Origin of the sequence: Pedobacter psychroterrae (genome assembly GCF_004331695.1) — a bacterium.
Classification (GTDB): domain Bacteria; phylum Bacteroidota; class Bacteroidia; order Sphingobacteriales; family Sphingobacteriaceae; genus Pedobacter; species Pedobacter psychroterrae.
The window spans coordinates 49,042-67,368 of record NZ_SJSL01000004.1 but is presented as its reverse complement, the minus strand read 5'-3'; the positions used below and the strand labels follow the sequence as shown (position 1 = coordinate 67,368).

Here is an 18,327-nt window from a genome sequence, read left to right as displayed (position 1 = left end):
CCTTGTTGTTATTTTGAGCCTGATCCATTTTGGTAATTATGTTGATCACAAAAAGGGCAGGATTGATAAAAAAGAGTACGACCGAAGGATAAGGATCTTCTTCATACTCTTTTTTATCATAGTTATTATTCTTTTATGGCTAAGAAGGAAATTCTAAACTGCTTCTTATTCAAACAATCGGTTGTGTAAACTTTTAAGTGCCTCTGTCTTATCCCCCGTGTTGATCAGCAAAGAAATATTATAATTGCTGCCTCCATAAGAGATCATACGGATAGGAATGTGCTTGATGGCATCCAATACACGTGCAGCATAGCCATGTTTTTCAGCACTAAAATCTCCTACCACACATACTATTGATTGGTCAGTATCCACCTCTACGGTTCCAAAGGCATGAAGCTCTTCAATGATCTTATCCAGATTATCTGTAACATCCACCGTAACCGAAACAGCTACCTCTGAGGTCGTGATCATATCAATCGGTGTCTTATACCGCTCAAAAATCTCAAATACCCTTCTCAGGAAACCATATGCCAACAGCATTCTGCTCGACTGTATCTTGATCGCGGTAATGCCGTCCTTGGCAGCGATAGACTTGATCTTTCCTTTTTCACTTTCGCTGGAGATAACGGTACCGGCAGCTTTTGGTTCCATCGTATTCAGCAACCTCACCGGGATCTTATATTTCTGAGCTGGAAATACCGACTGTGGATGTAAGATCTTTGCGCCAAAATAGGCCAGTTCGGCCGCCTCATCAAAAGACAGCTGGGCAATTGGCTTAGTGCCTTTTACTATCCTGGGGTCATTGTTATGCATCCCGTCTATATCTGTCCAGATCTGAACTTCCTCTGCCAGTATAGCAGCACCGAGCAATGAAGCAGTATAGTCACTACCCCCACGTCTCAGGTTGTCTACCTCACCAAAGCTATTTCTGCAGATAAATCCCTGCGTAATAAACAGTTTATTGTCTTTATGCTGATCCAGCACCGGCTGTAAATGAGCAGTAGTAAAAGGTACATCAGGCTCATTGTCTTCGTCAATCTTCATAAAATCAAGGGCAGCCAATAATACAGAAGGCACACCTATAGACTTCAGGTAGATATGGTATAAAGTGGTCGACAGCAATTCTCCCTGCGCCAGCACTACCTTTTCCTCTACAGGAGTAAAAAGGTCATTTACTAGTGTCTCAAGAAAAGCAAAATGATAGTCTACCACTTCCTGCCCCTGCTCACGAAAGTCGCCTTCCGGCAAAAGCTCAATTACAAACTCATTGTATTTTTGATGTAATGCGTTAATCAAAGTTAACGCGGCCGGTTTATCTTCCTTTAAAAGTTTGGCTGAAATTTCTACTAAACTATTTGTTGTACCGGACACTGCCGATAACACTACAATTTGTTGATCTGCGGGATCTATAATATCCAGCAATTTTTTCATCCGCTCAGGGCTTCCTACAGAAGTTCCTCCAAACTTTAATATTTTCATGTCTTTTTTAAATTGTTTGCTTATATACTTATATTAGGCCGTGAAATTAAATAAAATTACCCAACAAAACTTCACAATATTTAATTTGTTTCTCTATATACAACATTAAAATACAGATCACATACTATGCAATTAGAACCCTCCACCCTGAACACCGTAAATGAATGGCTTAATGGAAATTATGACCAGAAAACTAAAGATGAAATACAGCAACTTCTGGATAAAGAAGCCTATACTGAGTTAACTGACTCTTTTTACAGAAGTCTGGAGTTTGGTACCGGCGGACTCAGGGGTATCATGGGTGCAGGTTCTAACAGGATCAACAAGTATACCATTGGTACAGCTACTCAGGGCCTAAGTAACTATCTGATAAAGAAATACCCGGGCGAGCAGATCAAAGTAGCCATAGCGCACGACAGCAGGAACAATTCTGATTATTTTGCAGGCATTACGGCAGATGTGTTTTCTGCCAATGGCATCCATGTTTACTTTTTTAAAGCTTTGAGACCAACCCCTGAGCTGTCTTTTGCAATCCGTGAACTGGGCTGCCGCAGTGGTGTGATGCTTACAGCATCTCATAATCCTAAAGAATATAACGGTTATAAGGCCTATGGTACAGATGGCGGTCAGTTTACCGCTCCTGATGATACCATGGTAATGGACGAAGTTGCCGCTATCAAAAGCATTGATGAGGTAAAGTTTGACCGAATAGCGGCAAATGTAGAACTGATTGGTGAGGAAATAGACCAGCTGTACCTGGATAAGATAACCGAATTATCGGTATCTCCTGAAGCAATTGCCCGTCAGAAAGACCTTAAGATCGTATTCTCTCCTATTCATGGTACAGGGATTACCCTGGTTCCAAAAGCATTGGCGCAATTCGGATTTACTAACGTGACGCTTGTGGAGGAACAAAGTACACCAGACGGAAATTTTCCTACTGTTGTTTATCCAAACCCTGAGGAAAAAGAAGCACTCACACTGGCGCTTAAAAAAGCACAGGAAATTGACGCAGACCTTGTTCTGGCTACAGATCCTGATGCAGACAGAGTGGGTATTGCTGTTAAAAACAACGAAGGGGAATTTGTACTCCTCAATGGAAACCAAACTGGCAGTTTATTGATCAATTACCTGTTGAGTGCCTGGGAAGAAAAAGGAAAACTAACTGGTGACCAGTATATTGTAAAGACTATTGTAACTACTAATTTAATCTATGCCATTGCAGCCGCAAAAAATGTTACCTGCTACAACACCCTTACAGGCTTTAAATGGATTGGCCAGTTGATGACTAGCCTACAGGGCAAACAGACCTTCATAGGTGGCGGAGAGGAAAGCTATGGCTACCTGATCGGAGAGCTCGTTCGCGATAAGGATGCAGTGGTATCCTGCGCATTTATTGCGGAGATGACTGCCTTCTACAAAGATAAAGGAAGCAGTCTTTACAATGCAATGCTGGATATGTATGTGCAATATGGTCTGTACAAAGAAGAGCTGGTTTCTATCACAAAGAAAGGCAAAACAGGAGCCGAAGAGATCAAGGCAATGATGGAAAAATTCAGAAACAATCCACCTCTTACGCTGGGCGGTTCTAAAGTAAGCTTGTTGAAAGACTATGAGCTTGGTGTAGAAACTGATCTCAATTCAGGAGAGAAGAAAAAGCTTGAATTACCTGTTTCTGATGTATTGCAGTTCATCACCGAAGATGGAAGTATTGTATCGGCACGCCCTTCAGGCACCGAACCGAAAATTAAGTTTTATTGTAGCGTAAATACACCGCTGGCTGATAAATCAGCTTTCAATGATACCAATGCAACATTGAAAGATAAGATTAATAAAGTAATGAATGATTTAGAGGTATAACCTCTAAATCATCTTTCAATAAACGTAGGCTGCAGGATTACCTTGCTTACCTCCCTGTTTTTTACCGCCTTGTTGACCGAAGCCAGCTCAAGTAGCACTATGTCGATAATACGCTCTGCTATTTCTTCAATTGGCTGATCGACAACACTTATAGGAGGTGAATGCAACCTGAATACATCATGGTCATCATAGGCTATGACACTAAGGTCTTTGTTTATCTCCTTTTTAAGTTGCTTCAGAACACCGAGGCCCTTAATTGCTAGGTAGTTGGTAGAGAACAACACCGCATCAATCTCGGGATTGTTTTCAAACAGCGTCATCAGCTGGGCATTCGTATTGGAATCTGAACTGTCAAATTTCACCGCTGTATACAGGTCTTTTCTGACCTGTATATTATAGTCCTGTAGTGCCTTCTCGTAACCAAAAAGACGGTTGTTCATCTGGTCTACATGAAGGTCTACGGTAACAAAAGCAATGTTCTTTTTTCCGCTGTCCAACAGGTGTTTGGTGGCGATATAAGTACCGTTAAAATTGTCTACCACCACAAAATTGACTTCAAGGTCCGGCAGGTTTCTGTCAAATATCACTACCGGTATTTTATCTGCCAGCAATCGCTTAATATCATTTTCAATGCCGGGTACAGGTGCGATAATGTACGCATCTACCTGTCTGGACTTAAACATCTCTATCAGGTCTTTGGCCTTAACCGGATCATTTTCAGTACTTGAATAGCTGATCTTATAGCCTTTCTTATAGGCTTTATCTTCTATCTTCCGCGCTATACTGGCAAAGAACGGGTTGGAAATATCCTCTACAATCAGACCTATGGTCTTCGTATTACCAGTGCGCAAACTTCTGGCCACCTGGTTGGGTGTAAATCCCAATTCCTTTATAATGGCCTGAACTTTTTCAATCACTGCCTTGCTGATCCTCATTTTTTCAGCCTTGCCATTAAGTATGAACGATACTGTTGTGATCGATACATTAGCCTTGCTGGCTATGTCTTTTATAGACGCTGGTTTCATCTTACTTGGCCCTCACCTCTTACTATCCATTTTTCTGTTACCAATTTTTCTAATGCAAAAGGCCCTCTTGCGTGAAGCTTTTGGGTCGAGATGCCTATCTCCGCGCCCAAACCAAATACCTGCCCGTCGGTAAACCTGGTCGAAGCATTTAAATAAACTACAGCAGCATCCACCTGGCTCAAAAATCTTTCGCTCGCCGCCGCATCCCTGGTGATGATCGCTTCAGAGTGCTTAGATGAAAATTCAGAAATATGGTCCAGTGCCTCTGTAGTATTGTTTACTATCTTCAATGAACATTTAAAATCCAGAAATTCTCTACCATAATCTTCCTCGGTTGCATGGCTTAAAAAAGGATAATTAACTTTTTCCAGCATTGCCGCTGATGCCTGGTCGGCAAATATCTCTACTTTATAGTTGGCCATTAATGGTGAAACCTGCTCTATAAATTCCTGAGCTATCTCACTATCTACCAGTATGGTATCCAGTGAATTACATACTGAAGGACGGGATACTTTGGCATTCACCACTACCTCAGCAGCCATATTCAGGTCGGCAGATTTCTCTATATAAGTATGACAAACTCCCGCACCTGTCTCGATCACCGGGACCAGCGCATGCTTGCGTACATATGCGATCAGCTCTGATGAACCGCGCGGAATGATCACATCTATGTATTTCTCGGCCTGCAAAAAGTCAAGCATATATTTCCTATCGCCAGGCCACTGCTGTACAATGTTGACATCCAGATCAAATGATGCCAGCACCTGCTGGATCAGCGATACAATGTACTGGTTGGTATGGCACGCATCCTGACCACCCCTCAGCAGACAAACATTGCCAGATCTTATGCACAGTGCGGCCACATCGAGTGTCACATTAGGCCTCGATTCATAAATCACGCCCACCACTCCCAAAGCCACCGTTATCTTTCGGATGTACAGCCCGTTGTCTATAGTAGTTTCTGAAATAAGTATATTGGTAGGGTCCGGCAAAGCGGCCACATCATTCAAACTTTTTGAAAGATCAGTTATACGCGCTGCGGTCAGCAGCAGGCGGTCTTTCTTGGGGTCGCTGGGCGACATCCTTTCCAGATCCTTAAGATTTTCAGATAAGATGTTGTCCTTTTGTTCTATTATTAAGTCAGCAAGCCTGCGTATAACGCTTTGTTTGTCGCCATCACTAAGCTTCAATATAGACTCTTTGGCCTTCTTTGCATTGATAAGCTGATTTTGGATCAATTCCATTAGTTCTTTATAAAATTACAATATCACTTGCATTTGCTATTTCTAAATTATGTTGTTTTGAATCATGACTGATCATATCTGAAGAGATTTTCGCAAGGGCTACGGCCACTATGCTCGACTGATCGTCAATGATCTCAAATATTTCCCCGTTTGCAAAGGGGGTAACCACCGATTGTACGCCAACGGCAAGCAGGCTCTTTCGTTTCCTGATCGCTTCACAGGCACCCCCATCAATCATTAGTCTGCCAGTAACCAGACTGCCGCTTGCCAGCCATTTATTACGGGCTGGTATGGAGCAGTTCTTAGGGGTGCAGACCGTCCCCGTCTCTCCCCTTACCGCCTTTAATATTCCATCAGGTGTCCTTACGCCAAATATTACCACCTTAATCCCCATGGTAGAAGCAAGGTGTGCAAAGGTAAGTTTAGAGGTCATTCCCCCCAGTCCTACTTCTGATGTCTTCTTATTGGCCAGCGAGAAGATCTCATTATTTATGGAATCAATCCGTTCCACTACATTGCCTTCTCTGTCCAATACGCCTGGTACCGAAGTACCCAACAATATCAGCGATGCACCAAAACCTACCCCCAGCAGCGTAGCCAGTTCATCATTGTCCGAAAACTTAAGCTCCAGGTTGCTCACCACATCATTCTCATTCGCGATGGGTATTACCCCATTCTTCCACAATTCCTCGTATGTTTCTTTTAGCTGCAGAAATTGGGTCCTGTTAGAAAAATGCTGCCTTTCGCACAGGCTCTGGGCAATGGAAATATTGTACTGCTGAAAATATTTAGCATAAGTACCCAGCAGCAATGGATTTCCAATAGATGCTGCTGCTTTACGCTCACTAATTTTGCCCTTATAATTTTTAATATACTTCATACCTGCCGCTACCGCACCAGAGGAAACCAGTATCAGGTGGTGATTTTGAGCGAGTTCTGAAACCTGACGGGTTATATCGGCTATAATTGTCTCATCTATTGCTCCTTTAGCAGTTGTAATTGAAGCAGAGCCTAATTTCAAAACAAGTATTGACTTGGTCATTTGTGTGTTTAATTGTATTTGATCGCATTAAAAACCGAAATTAGATATTTTGGAGCGTTTAACACAACTTAACACAAAAAAAATATCCCCCTATTCATAAATTAAACAGGGGGATTATAAATATTTTAGATTTGGTAGTCGTCTATACAAGTGAGGCGTCCAGCGTTATTTCTACATTATATGCTTTACTAACCGGACAATTTGCTTTTGCACCGGCCGCTATTTCCTGAAATTGTGCATCTTCTATACCAGGGATAGTTGCTTTCAAAACAAGGTTTGAAGTAGTAATCACACCATTGTCCAGGGTGATCGTTCCTTTAGTTTCTAAAGAGGTAGGGTTAAATCCGGCTTCAGTCAGGTCCAGGCTTAGTTTCATGGTAAAACACCCGGCATGGGCAGCAGCCATTAATTCTTCGGGGTTAGTTCCAATGCCTTCAGCAAATCTGCTGTTGAATGAGTATTGCGTTTGGTCCAATACTTTACTGTCTGTGGTAAGATTCCCAGAACCTTCTTTGATTGTACCATTCCAAATGGCAGTAGCATTACGTTTCATATTTTTATTATTTTGTTTTGTCTCTGTTTCTATTCAGCTTGATCTTTATTTTGCCGTCCTCTCCATCCGTTGCTAACAAATGTAACACAATACCTTTCATTCTGCGCTCTTTTATTTGTTTCTTATCTGTAATATCTTCATCCTTTTTTGGATTTCTCAAAGGCACGTCCACTTCAATATTTGTTCCTGCACCAAGTGAATAAATTCCTGCAACATCCATATTCAGCAAACTAGAATTTATTTGCATCGGATTGATAGTAATCCGCTGTCCGTTTATATCAAATTTACCATTTAAATTACTAAAGGTGATATTATTCAGGTCCCTAAACGGGAAGGCAAATTTCCCTACTTTCCTGATTGGGTCAAAATCGAGTAAGGCCCCTTGCTTCAGGTCAAATATCACACTTCCATTCAGTGAGTTCGGCAGTATTTTGCCCTGCTCACTAATCATCCCTGCGATATTTGTTTTTGAAAAGAGAAATCCACGCAGGTTTTGAGAGGTTAGTGAGGTAAGCCCAAAATTGTCAAATGAATAGAAAAAATGCTTAATATCTACATTGCTCAGGGTAGTATTGATCGCAAATCTGTTGACGTCACGCTGCTGTGTCACACTTCCGTTCAACTTCAGCGAACCTCCCCCATGGTTTAAACTCACATTTTTAATGGCAATCCCGGATTCTGAAAGCAGCAGATCAGCATTGACATTGGTTGCCAAAAACTTGTTATAATACACCTTCGCCACTTTTACATTCATGTTTACCTTGCTCATCTCAAATGCCTCGTTCAGGTTGTCAGAGAAATTTGACTTAGGAGTCCTCTTTCTTGCTTTTGGTTTTCTGGTACCTAAAAATCCAAGAAACTCTCCCAGATGAAGTTCAGGGCTCCTGATCTTCCATTTCAATAAAATCTTTTCAGGTGAATTATAGTACAGGTTCAGGAAATTATTGATACTCCCATCCATCAGTACAATACTCTTTCCGCTTTGCATCCTGATGTTCCTGATGATCAGGTCCTGTTCGGTAAAATTTAGTGAAATGGCAGTGTTTTTAAAGCTGACCTTACGTGGCACATAGGTAAAATCAGCACCTTTAATATCCACTATACCCTGCAGATAAGGTTTTGTAATGGTGTAATTGACAATATCCCCCTTATATGCCAGTTTCACATCCGCCGTACCTTTACCAAACTTGAGCATATTGTCCCCTATTACATTATTCAGTTTGGAGATGTCAACTTTAGCTTTAAACACCCCTGTGGCGATGGGTTTGTTCAGGTCGTTTATAGATGCCGTATCAATACTAAAAGGCATCTCGGCATAACTACCTTTAAAACCATACAGCTTTACAGCCGAATTGGCATCGGTATGTCCCTTTCCTTCTATAAAGTTATTGGTAAAAGTACCGGCAAAATTGCAATCTTCAATTTTACCGCCCGGTATGCTCAGCACATTATTTTTAACGATGGCTTTCACATTAATGGCGGGATCTCCGCCGGGGCCCATACTGCCGGCAATGGTACAATTGACGGCTAAAGGTTTGTCCAGGTTAAACATATTCAACCTCGAACTGATGTTTGGGGCCAGCAAAGCTGACGCATTCCGCCATTGGATCTCTTTAACCTCGATATTGATCTTGAAATCTGTGTATTCCTTTGAAGTATCAAAGGTAGCTCCAATAATAAAAGGGTCATCTCCTATATTTAAGGTATTGGGAGCTACATTGAGGAATCCCTTTTCCTCATCATAGGAGATCTCAAATGGCCCTTCCAGCACCTTATTCTCTATAAAACTCCCTCGTTTGGTATTAAAAGCCAGACTTTTAGCCAGTACTTTTAAGTCCAGATCACCCTCCCATCCCGACCCGGAATAGTTCATATCACCCTTTAGGTTATAAACCAGGAAATGAAACAGCTTATTTCCTTTCTGGTTGTCCATCACAAAATTAACATTGCTTAAAGTAAATTTCTTGATTTCTGCAGCCGAGCTCTCCTGTTTTTGCAGGCTATCCTTATTCTTGTCTTTCTTTTTGAAGATACTGGTATTGCTGTAGCCGTTACTATCGGTAAACAAGTAGATGCTCGCATTATTGATCCCGATCTTATTGATCTGTATGGTGCCCCTTAGCATTGCCAGTGGGCTTACTGCAATCTCCAGGTCTTTGGCTGCTAGAAGGGTATGGCGATGCTTTTGCCATAAACTGTCTTTGACCAATACGTCGTTTAGCCTAATGGAGACATTTGGAAATCCTTTTAAAAAAGTCGGGTCCATACTGCCGATCACCATTGTTCCGTTAAGATTTTTGTTAAGTTCTTTATTGATACTCAGCAGCAGAGATTTTTTATTGACATTTATATACAAGGCAAGCACGATGAATATCGTAAGGACCAGACCAATAATTATGGCAATAATTTTGAGGGTTATTTTAGACCAGCGTGGCATGTTTGCGTTTATTATAAAACAGAAAAGGACCGCAATTGTTTTAAGCTACTAGCACAGACTTGGGACAGATTAACCTTAAGGCAATATTGAGTTCTGAGGCATCACGTTCTCCACACGCTTTCAACGCGCTCTTTACCCGCTTTTAACACGTTTCTATACCTGGTGAAATAGTGTCGAAATCTGTTAACTAACAATTAACCTTCCAGGCACCTATAAACCCAATATGAGGCCATTCAGAGCCTACTATACAGCCTTAAGCTTCAACGATATGGTTGTTTCATTCCTGATCTGTTCTGCCAGGCTGGCATTTTCATTTAACTTCTGGCCATAGGAAGGAATCATCTGACGTAGTTTTCGCTGCCACTGAGCACTGTTAGCCTGTTCGCCAAAACAGCGGTTCAGCAAACTAAGCATAATAGATACTGCCGTAGACGCACCAGGTGATGCACCAAGTAAAGCAGCTATGGAACCATCTTCAGCAGTTACTACCTCAGTTCCGAATTCAAGTATTCCGCCGTGCTCATCATCTTTCTTGATCACCTGCACACGCTGGCCCGCAGTCTCCAGTTCCCAATCTTCCATTTTCGCAGTAGGCAGGTACTCTTTTAATGCTTCCAGCCTGTCTTCTGGCGATTGTCTGACCTGTTCTATCAGATATTTGGTGAGCTGAATGTTGTCAAGACCGGCAGCGATCATTGGCCTGATATTGCCTATTTTAATGGACAACGGCAGGTCCATCAGTGAGCCGTGTTTTAAAAATCTTGTGGAGAACCCGGCATAGGGACCAAACAGTAATGCTTTTTTCCCATCTATCATTCGTGTGTCCAGATGAGGTACAGACATCGGTGGGGCACCTACAGAAGCCTTGCCGTATACTTTGGCATTGTGTTTTGCTATTACTTCAGGATTGGTACATTTAAGCCATTGTCCGCTTACAGGAAAACCGCCAAATCCCTTTCCTTCGGGAATGCCTGATTTCTCAAGCAGTGGTAAAGATCCTCCACCAGCACCTATGAACACAAATTTGGCTGAAACGACCCGCTTTACACCGGTTTTCTGATTCTTTACTTTCACATCCCAAAGGCCGTTCTTTTGTTTCAGCTTACGTACTTCATGATGAAAATGGAGTGATACGTCTTCCCGGCTTTTAAGGTCACCGAACATCATTCTTGTCAGTGAGCCAAAGTTCACATCCGTACCTAATGTCATATTGGTAGCTGCCACTTTTTCAGACGCTTGTCTTCCTTTCATCACAAGGGGCATCCAGTCTGCCAGTTTCAATGGCTCTTCAGAATATTCCATACCTTTAAAAAGCACGCTTTGCTGGAGTTTTGAATGTCTTTCCCGTAAAAAATCTACGTTTTCTTCTCCCCATACAAAACTCATGTGGGGAATGCACTTGATAAAAGTTTCAGGAGCACCTACCAGTCCCTGTTTTATCAAATAAGACCAGAATTGCTTGGATACCTCAAATGATTCGGCAATTGATACTGCTTTTTGTGTATCTACACAACCATCAGCCAGTTGCGGTGTATAATTTAATTCACAAAATGCAGAATGCCCTGTTCCTGCATTGTTCCATGCATCTGAACTTTCAGCAGCCACTACATCCAATCTTTCAAAAATTTCTATACTAAGGTCTGGTTGTAATTCTTTGAGCAACACTCCCAGGGTGGCGCTCATAATGCCTGCACCAATCAATACTACGTCTACAATTTTATCAGAATTACTAGAATTACAGGTCATTTTTGAAATTTTGTGCAAAAGTACGATTCCTCTTACACTTTTCTAGCTATACACTCAGTTCTATTTTGATTATATTGCGTTTTGTTTACAAATAACCGGGAATCTAAAAAATCTAACTAAAAATGAACCCTGCTTACATTTATAAAATACAGTCTCTTAAAAAAATCAGATCCATAGGCCTTCAGATTATGCAGGATCTGTCTCTTGAACAGTTGAATTATGTGCCGCCAGGGATCAACAACAACATTATCTGGAACGCCGGGCACCTGATAGCAGCCCAGCAAGGAGTTTGCTATTTGAGGGCGGGCTTGCCAACGATGATCAGTACTGATTTTTATAGTGCATATAAGCCCGGAACCCAGCCCGTCGCAGCTCTTGGCGAGGAGGAAGTTGGCTATATCAAAGAATTGCTGCTTACATCAATTGACCAGTTTGAAGCCGACCTTGAAAAAGAATTGTTTGGTAACTACATGCCCTGGACTACCAGATATGGCGTGGAGCTAAAGAATATCGATGAAGCGGTAGATTTCATACCTTTTCATGAAGGCATGCATTTGGGGTATATGATGGCACTCAGGCGCTTGAGCACTAAATAGCATGCCAGGCGGAGGATGGTAGTTCGGGTACCTTCTCTCAAACTTAATCGCGTGTATTTTGTTCATATGGATATAAAACTTAAATATAATCGTATGAAAAATTATTTAGCAATTGCAGTGCTGATTGTTTCAGCAGCAATGACATCCTGCTCGCCCGGCAAAGGAAAACAGGTGGCTCATGCACCCTTGGCTACTACTGCCGACGGGAAAGAAATTGGCTCAGCGCAATTTTTTCTGCTTGATGACGGAAAGATCAAAATGGATCTGGAGATCAATTTCCCAGCCCGTGCTGATAGTACAGTAGCCGTTCATTTCCACGAACATGGTGATTGCGGTAATATGGGTGAAAATACTCACGGTCATTGGAATCCCACCAAAGAAGCACATGGGAAATGGGGATCTGCGGCTTATCACTCCGGAGATATAGGCAATATAACGCTCGATAGTAAAGGTCATGGCACTGTCTCCGTAACGACAGACAGGTGGAGCATTACTGAAAATGAGGTAAATAACATTATTGGACGTGGCATCATTGTTCACGGCGGAACGGATGATTACACCACACAGCCTACTGGAAACTCTGGTCCGCGTGTTGGTTGTGGCGTTATTGTAAAAGATTAGAAATCAAAAACTTTTCATTTTTTTCCGTGTTAACTTATCACATCAATAACTACAAACATGGAAAACAACGCAGTAAACAGAGAAATCCTGAACGACCTTATCGAGATTAACAATGATAGAGTTGCAGGTTACGAAAAAGCAATTGAAGAATTAAAAACGGAAGACAGTGATCTGAAACCGCTATTTGTGGAAATGGTTGGACAAAGCCACAAGCTTAAAGCAGCATTGGCACAGGAAGTACAGGTGCTGGGTGGAGAAGCTGAAACAGGCACTACGACATCTGGTAAGATATACCGCGCATGGATGGATGTTAAAGCAGTATTTACTGGCCACGACCGTGAAACAGTTTTAAACAACTGTGAGTTTGGAGAAGACGCAGCGCAAAAGGCCTATAGAATGGCTTTAGCTACAGAAGGTTTGTCAGCACACCTTAATTCGCTTGTGTCTGAGCAAAAAGCAGATTTAAGAACTTCACATGACCGCGTAAAAGCACTGAGAGATCAGGTTGCTAATTAAATTATTGACCTGCAGTGGATGTATCTACTGCAGGTTTATTTCCTCAAATTCGTAATTCCCCTTAATGTACTTATTGAAATAACCGCCCTTTGATCTTGCGGTATTTAAAGTTAAATACACTCCCTTAGGTACATCCATATAATAATAGATCTTTCCCGACTGAAACTCAATCATCAGGATTTTGTTCTCTTCATCATACGCAATTTTAGCTATTACTGTAGAAGGCATGCTGTTGTACTTAGTTACCGAAAATTATCGCTAAATTTAATCACAACTAAATGATTATTTGGCTGTTTATATAATTAACTAATCTCAATGTCATGAAAAATAGAACGTTAATAGGAAGTCTGATGCTTACCATCTTTATGATAAGCGGATGCAGCAATACCAAACTGCTCACTTCGTGGAAAGCACCTGATGAATCCGCTACCGCTTTCAAAAAGGTTCTGGTGATTGCATTGATGACTGATAAAGACAGGAAGCTCAGAGAGAACGTAGAAAACGTGATTGTAAAAGATCTTCAGGCCCACGGAATTAATGCAGGTTCCGCCCTGGCAGAATATGGCCCTAAAGCTTTTGATAGCAAGGATGAAAGTGCTGCGATAAAAACAATCAGTGACAGGGGATATGACGGTACATTTACGATTGCGCTGCTTGATAAGCGTAAAGAAAAAAGGCATAATCCGGGTATGATTACTTACAGACCTGTCAGGTTTTGGGGTTACTATAATTCTATGTATGCCCGGGTATACCAGCCAGCCTATCAGTCGGTAAGTAACCAGTTTATCCTGGAGGGTAACTTTTATAACATAAATCCCGATAAACTGATTTATTCGGCACAGACTAAAACCGTTGATCCTTCCAGTCCGCTTTCTCTGGCAACAATATTCAGCGCTAAGCTTTTCAACGATATGAAAAGCAAGGGACTGATTAAATGATTTCAGATGTAATAAAGAAGGGGAATCAATTGATTCCCCTTCTTTATTATTTTGCTGTGATATCTCTCCAGTTGTCTGTCTTAAAAGGCGAAGCCGGCAGATCTGCGCCATTGTATAAAGTACTTGGTGGGTTATTTGCCCATGCGTACCTTACTGCTACGGGACTTGCCACCTCATCGCTGCTTACAATGACCTTATTGCCCTGTATGGTTGCGTTGGCCCAGTGAAACTTCTGGTCCGCCCCTGCTATTTCAAATCCTTTCAGTTCAGTCCCGTTTTTAATTTTTAATCCCCCGTCAGTAGAAGTAAAGCTTAAGGTGATAGTCTTTCCGCTGATCTGCTGCGATTGATATACCGGGCCTGAAAATGGAATTTTGAGGCCATAAGTTTTAGCCAGTGCAGCATAGGCCAAACGTATTCCAACATCCTGTTTGTTTTTAGGATGGATGTCTTTTTCTTCACCGGCATCAATGATCACGGCCATGCCTGTGTTTTTCAAGCTAAGGGTTTGCTTTTGTGCATCTCTCAGTTCTGCCCATTCTGAATTTACAGGTTGCGCCGTGGGTGCCATAAAATTGGCCAGTTGTACAAAATAGAAAGGAAAATCACCGATACCCCATTTAGTCCGCCAATCAGTAATCATGGCAGGAAAAAGTGTACGGTACTGGTTGGCCCGTCCTGCATTGCTCTCTCCCTGGTACCAGATTGCTCCCTTGATCGGAAACTGGATATAAGGATGGATCATTGCGTTGTATAATACCGTAGTCCTGTTAGGGCCGTCGCTTGCCGCAGGCGGAGGAGGCACATCTTTCATGCTCAAGCCTATCTGATATTTCCAATCCCCGTTCAGTGAAATGACCGGTCCATCCTCAGCTACAATGGACATGTTATTGTTATCAGGGTAAATTCCCCCACTACCAGCGCCATCAAATATCCTTACTACCAGTGCATATGTACCTGCTTTTACTTTATTGCCAGAAATGGTATAGCTACGCGGCACGTTAAAGCCTTCAGTATTTCCAATCTTTTCTCCGTCAAAGAAGGTGACATCATTGTCGTCAATTGCACCGAGGTTGACTTTCACCGATTTTCCTTCCCAGGACTGTGGAATGGTAATGTTTTTTCTAAACCAAACTACCCCGTCGAAGTCTGACATGCCTGCATCTTCCCATAGTACCGGAAGCGACATCGTTTTCCATGAAGCAACATCTGTGGAACTGGCTACCCATAACGGTTTGCCTTGTACAATTCCTGCATCTTTTGCCATTACCTGTTGACTCCAGGCCGCCAATTTCTGCTCCATGGTGCCAGTGCCTTTATCGGCATTCTGAATCTGCTTTACGGCTTCTACAAAATCAGGAAGCTTATTTAATGTCTCTGCACTTGTCCAGGCTTCAGCAATTGTACCGCCCCATGAGGTATGGATCAGTCCGATGGGAATGCCTGTCTTTTTAGTGACTTCTCTTGCAAAGAAGTAAGCCACAGCCGAAAACTCAGCTATATATTTAGGGTTGCATTCTGTCCAGCCGCCGTTCGTCACCTTCGCATCGTCCAATGGCGTATTGCTGGTCACATGTACCCCTTGCAGCAACCTGATCTTTGGATAATTTGCATCCTTGATTTCCTGCTCATAATTGATGACCTTGCCCCAGCCCGCCAGTGGTTGTTCCATATTGGACTGGCCTGAACATATCCATACATCTCCTATCAGTACATTGTTTAGCGTGGTCGTTTCTCCATCTGAGATGGTTACACTATACGGCCCTCCATACGCTGGTGTGGCCAGCATGACTTTAAAATTTCCATTAGCATCAGCTTTGCCGGTATAGGTCTTTCCATTCCAGGAAGACTTGATCGTAATGGTTTTTCCGGCATCAGCCTTGCCCCATATAGGCGCATTGGTTTTCTGCTGAAAGACCATATTGTCGCTGAATACAGAAGGTAAGACTACCTTGGCTTCAGCAAGTGTATGGAGAAATAATGAGCCCAGCAATAGCCCGCCCGATAAGAGTTTAGTGCGTTTGATGTTCATACAAAATAAGGTTTACGGATATAAACTTACTATTTTATTTCATCTATTTGCAATATCACACTTGTTCTTCCGGAGCTAATTTGCGGATTAAAGCCAATTTTCATTAGAAAATCACCTGTATATGTTTTAGTTGCATCAATGGAAGAATTGGTTCCCGGATATAAATTCACTTCTTTGATCTGGTATTTCTTAGCTGCATCCAATCCTTTTAGTTTAATCGGAAACTTGCTGCTTTCATCATAGCGATTGTTTACCAGGTAGTTAAAGATCACTCCGTTAGATTTTGAGTCGTTCAAATATAAGATCGAAGCCACACTGCCTTCCCTCGGACTGGCAAGCCTGTACTGATCGCCCTGCCAGATGATCGGCTTTAGGGTGTTATAGGTGTTTATGGCACCCTGCACATACTTAAGGTCATTTTCTTTTAAATGGCTCACTACAATATCAAAGCCCAGTTTGCCCATCATGGCTACATCAGTACGGTATTTGATTGGCTGTTTGCCCCAGTCAGTCACGTGGTTTGAGCTGCTGATGGCCGGATAGAAATAGGAATATTCCCACTGCATAAATATGCGCTCCAGCGGATCTGTATTGTCACTAGGCCAGAACTCAGTAAAATACTTTAGCGCTGCATAGTCTACACGACCACCGCCACCTGAACACAACATCATCGGTACGGTAGGATATTTGGCACGGATCTTTTCGAGTACCTTATATAAACCGCGCATGTATTCTATATAGAAATGGTTTTGGTTTTTAAGATAGGAAGAATGCGCATTGTAAATTACCGCATTACAATCCCATTTTATGTAGGCCAGTTCAGGGTTTTTGGTAAACAGATCGTCTACCACACCAAATACGAAATCCTGTACTTTAGGATTGCTCAGATCCAGCACCAATTGGTTTCTGAAATAGTATTCCTCTCTTTTATCTTGTTTTACAACCCAATCAGGATGTTTTTCGTACAACTGACTTTTTGGATTGACCATTTCAGGCTCTATCCAGATACCAAATTTTACTTCGTTGTTCTTTGCTTCTTTAACTAAAGATGAGATACCGTTGGGTAATTTGGTTTTGTTTTCCTCCCAGTCGCCCAGCCCAGCTACATCACCATTACGGGGATACTTATTGGCAAACCATCCATCGTCCAAAAGGAATAAATCAACACCTAGTTTCTTCGTGTCTTTCAGCAATTCAAATAGTTTTGTTTCATTGAAATCGAAATAAGTAGCCTCCCAGTTATTGAGTAAAGTCAGGCGGTTTCCTTTTCCGTCAAGGAGCTTATAGTTCCTGGCCCAGGTATGCATATTTCTGCTGGCAGTACCTTTACCTGTGCTGGACAGGGTATACAAGAATGCCGGTGTCTCAAATTCTTCATTGGGCTTTAGCGTATAGGCAGAAGCGTAATTATTGATCCCGGAGATGATCCTCAGGTTATTCTGATAGTCGAGCTCCAGATCTGTTTTGAAGTTGCCGCTGTACTCCAATGAACCATACAATACGGTTCCTTCATCTTCTGTGGCGGGCTTGTCCAGTGACACCATAAACACCGAAGGCATGAACAAATTTGTTCTTGTACCCAGTTTGGTATCCAAAGTCTTGATGCCATGTGTAATCTTTGATTCTTCAGGCTGCATTTCTTTAGCCCAGTCGCCGTGATATTGTGTCAACCAAAAACCATTTCCAGCCTTGAGATGAAGGTTGGCCGACGCATATTTTTGCAGCAGCACATTGCCTTTTTCTTTGTGTTTGATCACACTCCACTGCTCTACTACATCTTCCTTAAAGAAAGTCTTGTAGTATAGGGTTACGGTAAAGTCATAAACAGGATCTTTGAGCACCACAGTCAATAAAGATACGTTTGCATCTATTTTATTGAGGTTGTGACTTACATACTTGAGGTCCAATGAATTGTTGCCATCCGCATGGGTAACAGTAATGGCAGGTTCCATTAAATTTCTGGAACCGGAAGTGGTGTAGGCCGAATTTAGCTGGTTAGTATAATCACTTGTTTGCTTGTACGTAGCAGGAATCTGCTCGTATTCAGCAGCATTGCCCAGTTTTTTTCCAAAATAGATGACACTTAGGTTTTTATTGGCATCTGCCTGTAATACTACAGCATTGCTGCTGGTTTCAACTGGGATTGTCTGCGCCCAAACATTACCGGAGGCAAGCAGCAAGCAGCAAAGGGCAGAATAGCGTCGTAAAGTAGTGGTCATTGATTTTTCAAACTTCATC

15 protein-coding genes are annotated in these 18,327 nt (G+C 42.1%); 5 read left to right on the top strand and 10 right to left on the bottom strand.

All coding sequences use genetic code 11. The features are described from left to right. Positions 1-165: 165 nt before the first annotated feature. Positions 166-1,479, bottom strand: a complete 1,314-nt coding sequence (locus tag EZ437_RS15365) for an aspartate kinase (protein ID WP_131596950.1) — start codon at positions 1,477-1,479, stop codon at positions 166-168. Between the two features lie 126 nt (positions 1,480-1,605). Here EZ437_RS15365 and EZ437_RS15360 point away from each other — a divergent pair, with 126 nt between their 5' ends. Next, positions 1,606-3,339 carry a phospho-sugar mutase gene (locus tag EZ437_RS15360; RefSeq protein ID WP_131596949.1) on the top strand — a complete coding sequence of 578 codons (1,734 nt, stop codon included), beginning with the start codon at positions 1,606-1,608 and terminating at the stop codon, positions 3,337-3,339. A gap of 8 nt (positions 3,340-3,347) precedes the next feature. Here EZ437_RS15360 and EZ437_RS15355 read toward each other — a convergent pair whose 3' ends face one another. From EZ437_RS15355 to EZ437_RS15330, 6 genes are all read right to left on the bottom strand, one after another. Continuing rightward, the gene (locus EZ437_RS15355) at positions 3,348-4,364 is read right to left on the bottom strand and encodes a LacI family DNA-binding transcriptional regulator (RefSeq protein ID WP_131596948.1); all 1,017 of its coding nucleotides are present in this window, start codon (positions 4,362-4,364) and stop codon (positions 3,348-3,350) included. Then, the gene (locus tag EZ437_RS15350; RefSeq protein ID WP_131596947.1) at positions 4,361-5,608 is read right to left on the bottom strand and encodes a glutamate-5-semialdehyde dehydrogenase; all 1,248 of its coding nucleotides are present in this window, start codon (positions 5,606-5,608) and stop codon (positions 4,361-4,363) included. Before EZ437_RS15350 ends, EZ437_RS15355 begins: the two co-directional genes overlap by 4 nt. 7 nt (positions 5,609-5,615) lie before the next feature. Next, positions 5,616-6,650 (bottom strand): glutamate 5-kinase, encoded by a 1,035-nt coding sequence (gene proB, locus EZ437_RS15345; RefSeq protein WP_131596946.1) that lies wholly within the window; start codon positions 6,648-6,650, stop codon positions 5,616-5,618. A 142-nt stretch (positions 6,651-6,792) separates the two neighbouring features. Beyond that, the gene (locus EZ437_RS15340; protein WP_131596945.1) at positions 6,793-7,203 is read right to left on the bottom strand and encodes an OsmC family protein; all 411 of its coding nucleotides are present in this window, start codon (positions 7,201-7,203) and stop codon (positions 6,793-6,795) included. 7 nt (positions 7,204-7,210) lie between these two features. Next, entirely contained in the window at positions 7,211-9,640 is a 2,430-nt protein-coding gene (locus EZ437_RS15335; RefSeq protein WP_131596944.1) for an AsmA family protein, read from the bottom strand. Between the two features lie 243 nt (positions 9,641-9,883). Then, a complete protein-coding gene (locus tag EZ437_RS15330; protein WP_225869598.1) occupies positions 9,884-11,404 on the bottom strand; it encodes a malate:quinone oxidoreductase in 1,521 nt (506 codons plus the stop codon). A gap of 104 nt (positions 11,405-11,508) precedes the next feature. On the opposite strand from EZ437_RS15330, the gene EZ437_RS15325 reads away from it, so the two are divergent. The 3 genes from EZ437_RS15325 (at position 11,509) to EZ437_RS15315 (ending at position 13,119) form a co-directional block, all read left to right on the top strand. Further along, on the top strand, positions 11,509-11,982 hold the full coding sequence (locus EZ437_RS15325; protein ID WP_131596942.1) for a DinB family protein: 474 nt from the start codon (positions 11,509-11,511) through the stop codon (positions 11,980-11,982). A gap of 93 nt (positions 11,983-12,075) precedes the next feature. Then, positions 12,076-12,603 carry a superoxide dismutase family protein gene (locus EZ437_RS15320; RefSeq protein ID WP_131596941.1) on the top strand — a complete coding sequence of 176 codons (528 nt, stop codon included), beginning with the start codon at positions 12,076-12,078 and terminating at the stop codon, positions 12,601-12,603. Positions 12,604-12,660: 57 nt separating this feature from the next. Next, positions 12,661-13,119, top strand: a complete 459-nt coding sequence (locus EZ437_RS15315; protein WP_131596940.1) for a ferritin-like domain-containing protein — start codon at positions 12,661-12,663, stop codon at positions 13,117-13,119. Positions 13,120-13,143: 24 nt separating this feature from the next. Here EZ437_RS15315 and EZ437_RS15310 read toward each other — a convergent pair whose 3' ends face one another. Continuing rightward, positions 13,144-13,347, bottom strand: a complete 204-nt coding sequence (locus EZ437_RS15310; RefSeq protein ID WP_131596939.1) for a KTSC domain-containing protein — start codon at positions 13,345-13,347, stop codon at positions 13,144-13,146. 92 nt (positions 13,348-13,439) lie between these two features. Between EZ437_RS15310 and EZ437_RS15305 the strand changes: the two genes are divergently transcribed. Further along, positions 13,440-14,057: a hypothetical protein gene (locus EZ437_RS15305; RefSeq protein WP_131596938.1), complete on the top strand. Its 618-nt coding sequence runs from the start codon at positions 13,440-13,442 to the stop codon at positions 14,055-14,057. A gap of 46 nt (positions 14,058-14,103) precedes the next feature. Here EZ437_RS15305 and EZ437_RS15300 read toward each other — a convergent pair whose 3' ends face one another. Then, positions 14,104-16,089 (bottom strand): sialate O-acetylesterase, encoded by a 1,986-nt coding sequence (locus tag EZ437_RS15300; protein WP_131596937.1) that lies wholly within the window; start codon positions 16,087-16,089, stop codon positions 14,104-14,106. A gap of 29 nt (positions 16,090-16,118) precedes the next feature. Next, positions 16,119-18,326 carry an alpha-galactosidase gene (locus EZ437_RS15295; protein WP_225869597.1) on the bottom strand — a complete coding sequence of 736 codons (2,208 nt, stop codon included), beginning with the start codon at positions 18,324-18,326 and terminating at the stop codon, positions 16,119-16,121. Position 18,327 lies beyond the last annotated feature (1 nt).

Excerpts from the sequence above, each read along its gene's own strand:
- EZ437_RS15365 (WP_131596950.1), bottom strand. The coding sequence starts at position 1,479 with ATGAAAATATTAAAGTTTGGAGGAACTTCTGTAGGAAGCCCTGAGCGG.
- EZ437_RS15360 (WP_131596949.1), top strand. The coding sequence starts at position 1,606 with ATGCAATTAGAACCCTCCACCCTGAACACCGTAAATGAATGGCTTAAT.
- EZ437_RS15355 (WP_131596948.1), bottom strand. The coding sequence starts at position 4,364 with ATGAAACCAGCGTCTATAAAAGACATAGCCAGCAAGGCTAATGTATCG.
- EZ437_RS15350 (WP_131596947.1), bottom strand. The coding sequence starts at position 5,608 with ATGGAATTGATCCAAAATCAGCTTATCAATGCAAAGAAGGCCAAAGAG.
- proB (WP_131596946.1), bottom strand. The coding sequence starts at position 6,650 with ATGACCAAGTCAATACTTGTTTTGAAATTAGGCTCTGCTTCAATTACA.
- EZ437_RS15340 (WP_131596945.1), bottom strand. The coding sequence starts at position 7,203 with ATGAAACGTAATGCTACTGCCATTTGGAATGGTACAATCAAAGAAGGT.
- EZ437_RS15335 (WP_131596944.1), bottom strand. The coding sequence starts at position 9,640 with ATGCCACGCTGGTCTAAAATAACCCTCAAAATTATTGCCATAATTATT.
- EZ437_RS15325 (WP_131596942.1), top strand. The coding sequence starts at position 11,509 with ATGAACCCTGCTTACATTTATAAAATACAGTCTCTTAAAAAAATCAGA.
- EZ437_RS15320 (WP_131596941.1), top strand. The coding sequence starts at position 12,076 with ATGAAAAATTATTTAGCAATTGCAGTGCTGATTGTTTCAGCAGCAATG.
- EZ437_RS15315 (WP_131596940.1), top strand. The coding sequence starts at position 12,661 with ATGGAAAACAACGCAGTAAACAGAGAAATCCTGAACGACCTTATCGAG.
- EZ437_RS15310 (WP_131596939.1), bottom strand. The coding sequence starts at position 13,347 with ATGCCTTCTACAGTAATAGCTAAAATTGCGTATGATGAAGAGAACAAA.
- EZ437_RS15305 (WP_131596938.1), top strand. The coding sequence starts at position 13,440 with ATGAAAAATAGAACGTTAATAGGAAGTCTGATGCTTACCATCTTTATG.
- EZ437_RS15300 (WP_131596937.1), bottom strand. The coding sequence starts at position 16,089 with ATGAACATCAAACGCACTAAACTCTTATCGGGCGGGCTATTGCTGGGC.
- EZ437_RS15295 (WP_225869597.1), bottom strand. The coding sequence starts at position 18,326 with ATGAAGTTTGAAAAATCAATGACCACTACTTTACGACGCTATTCTGCC.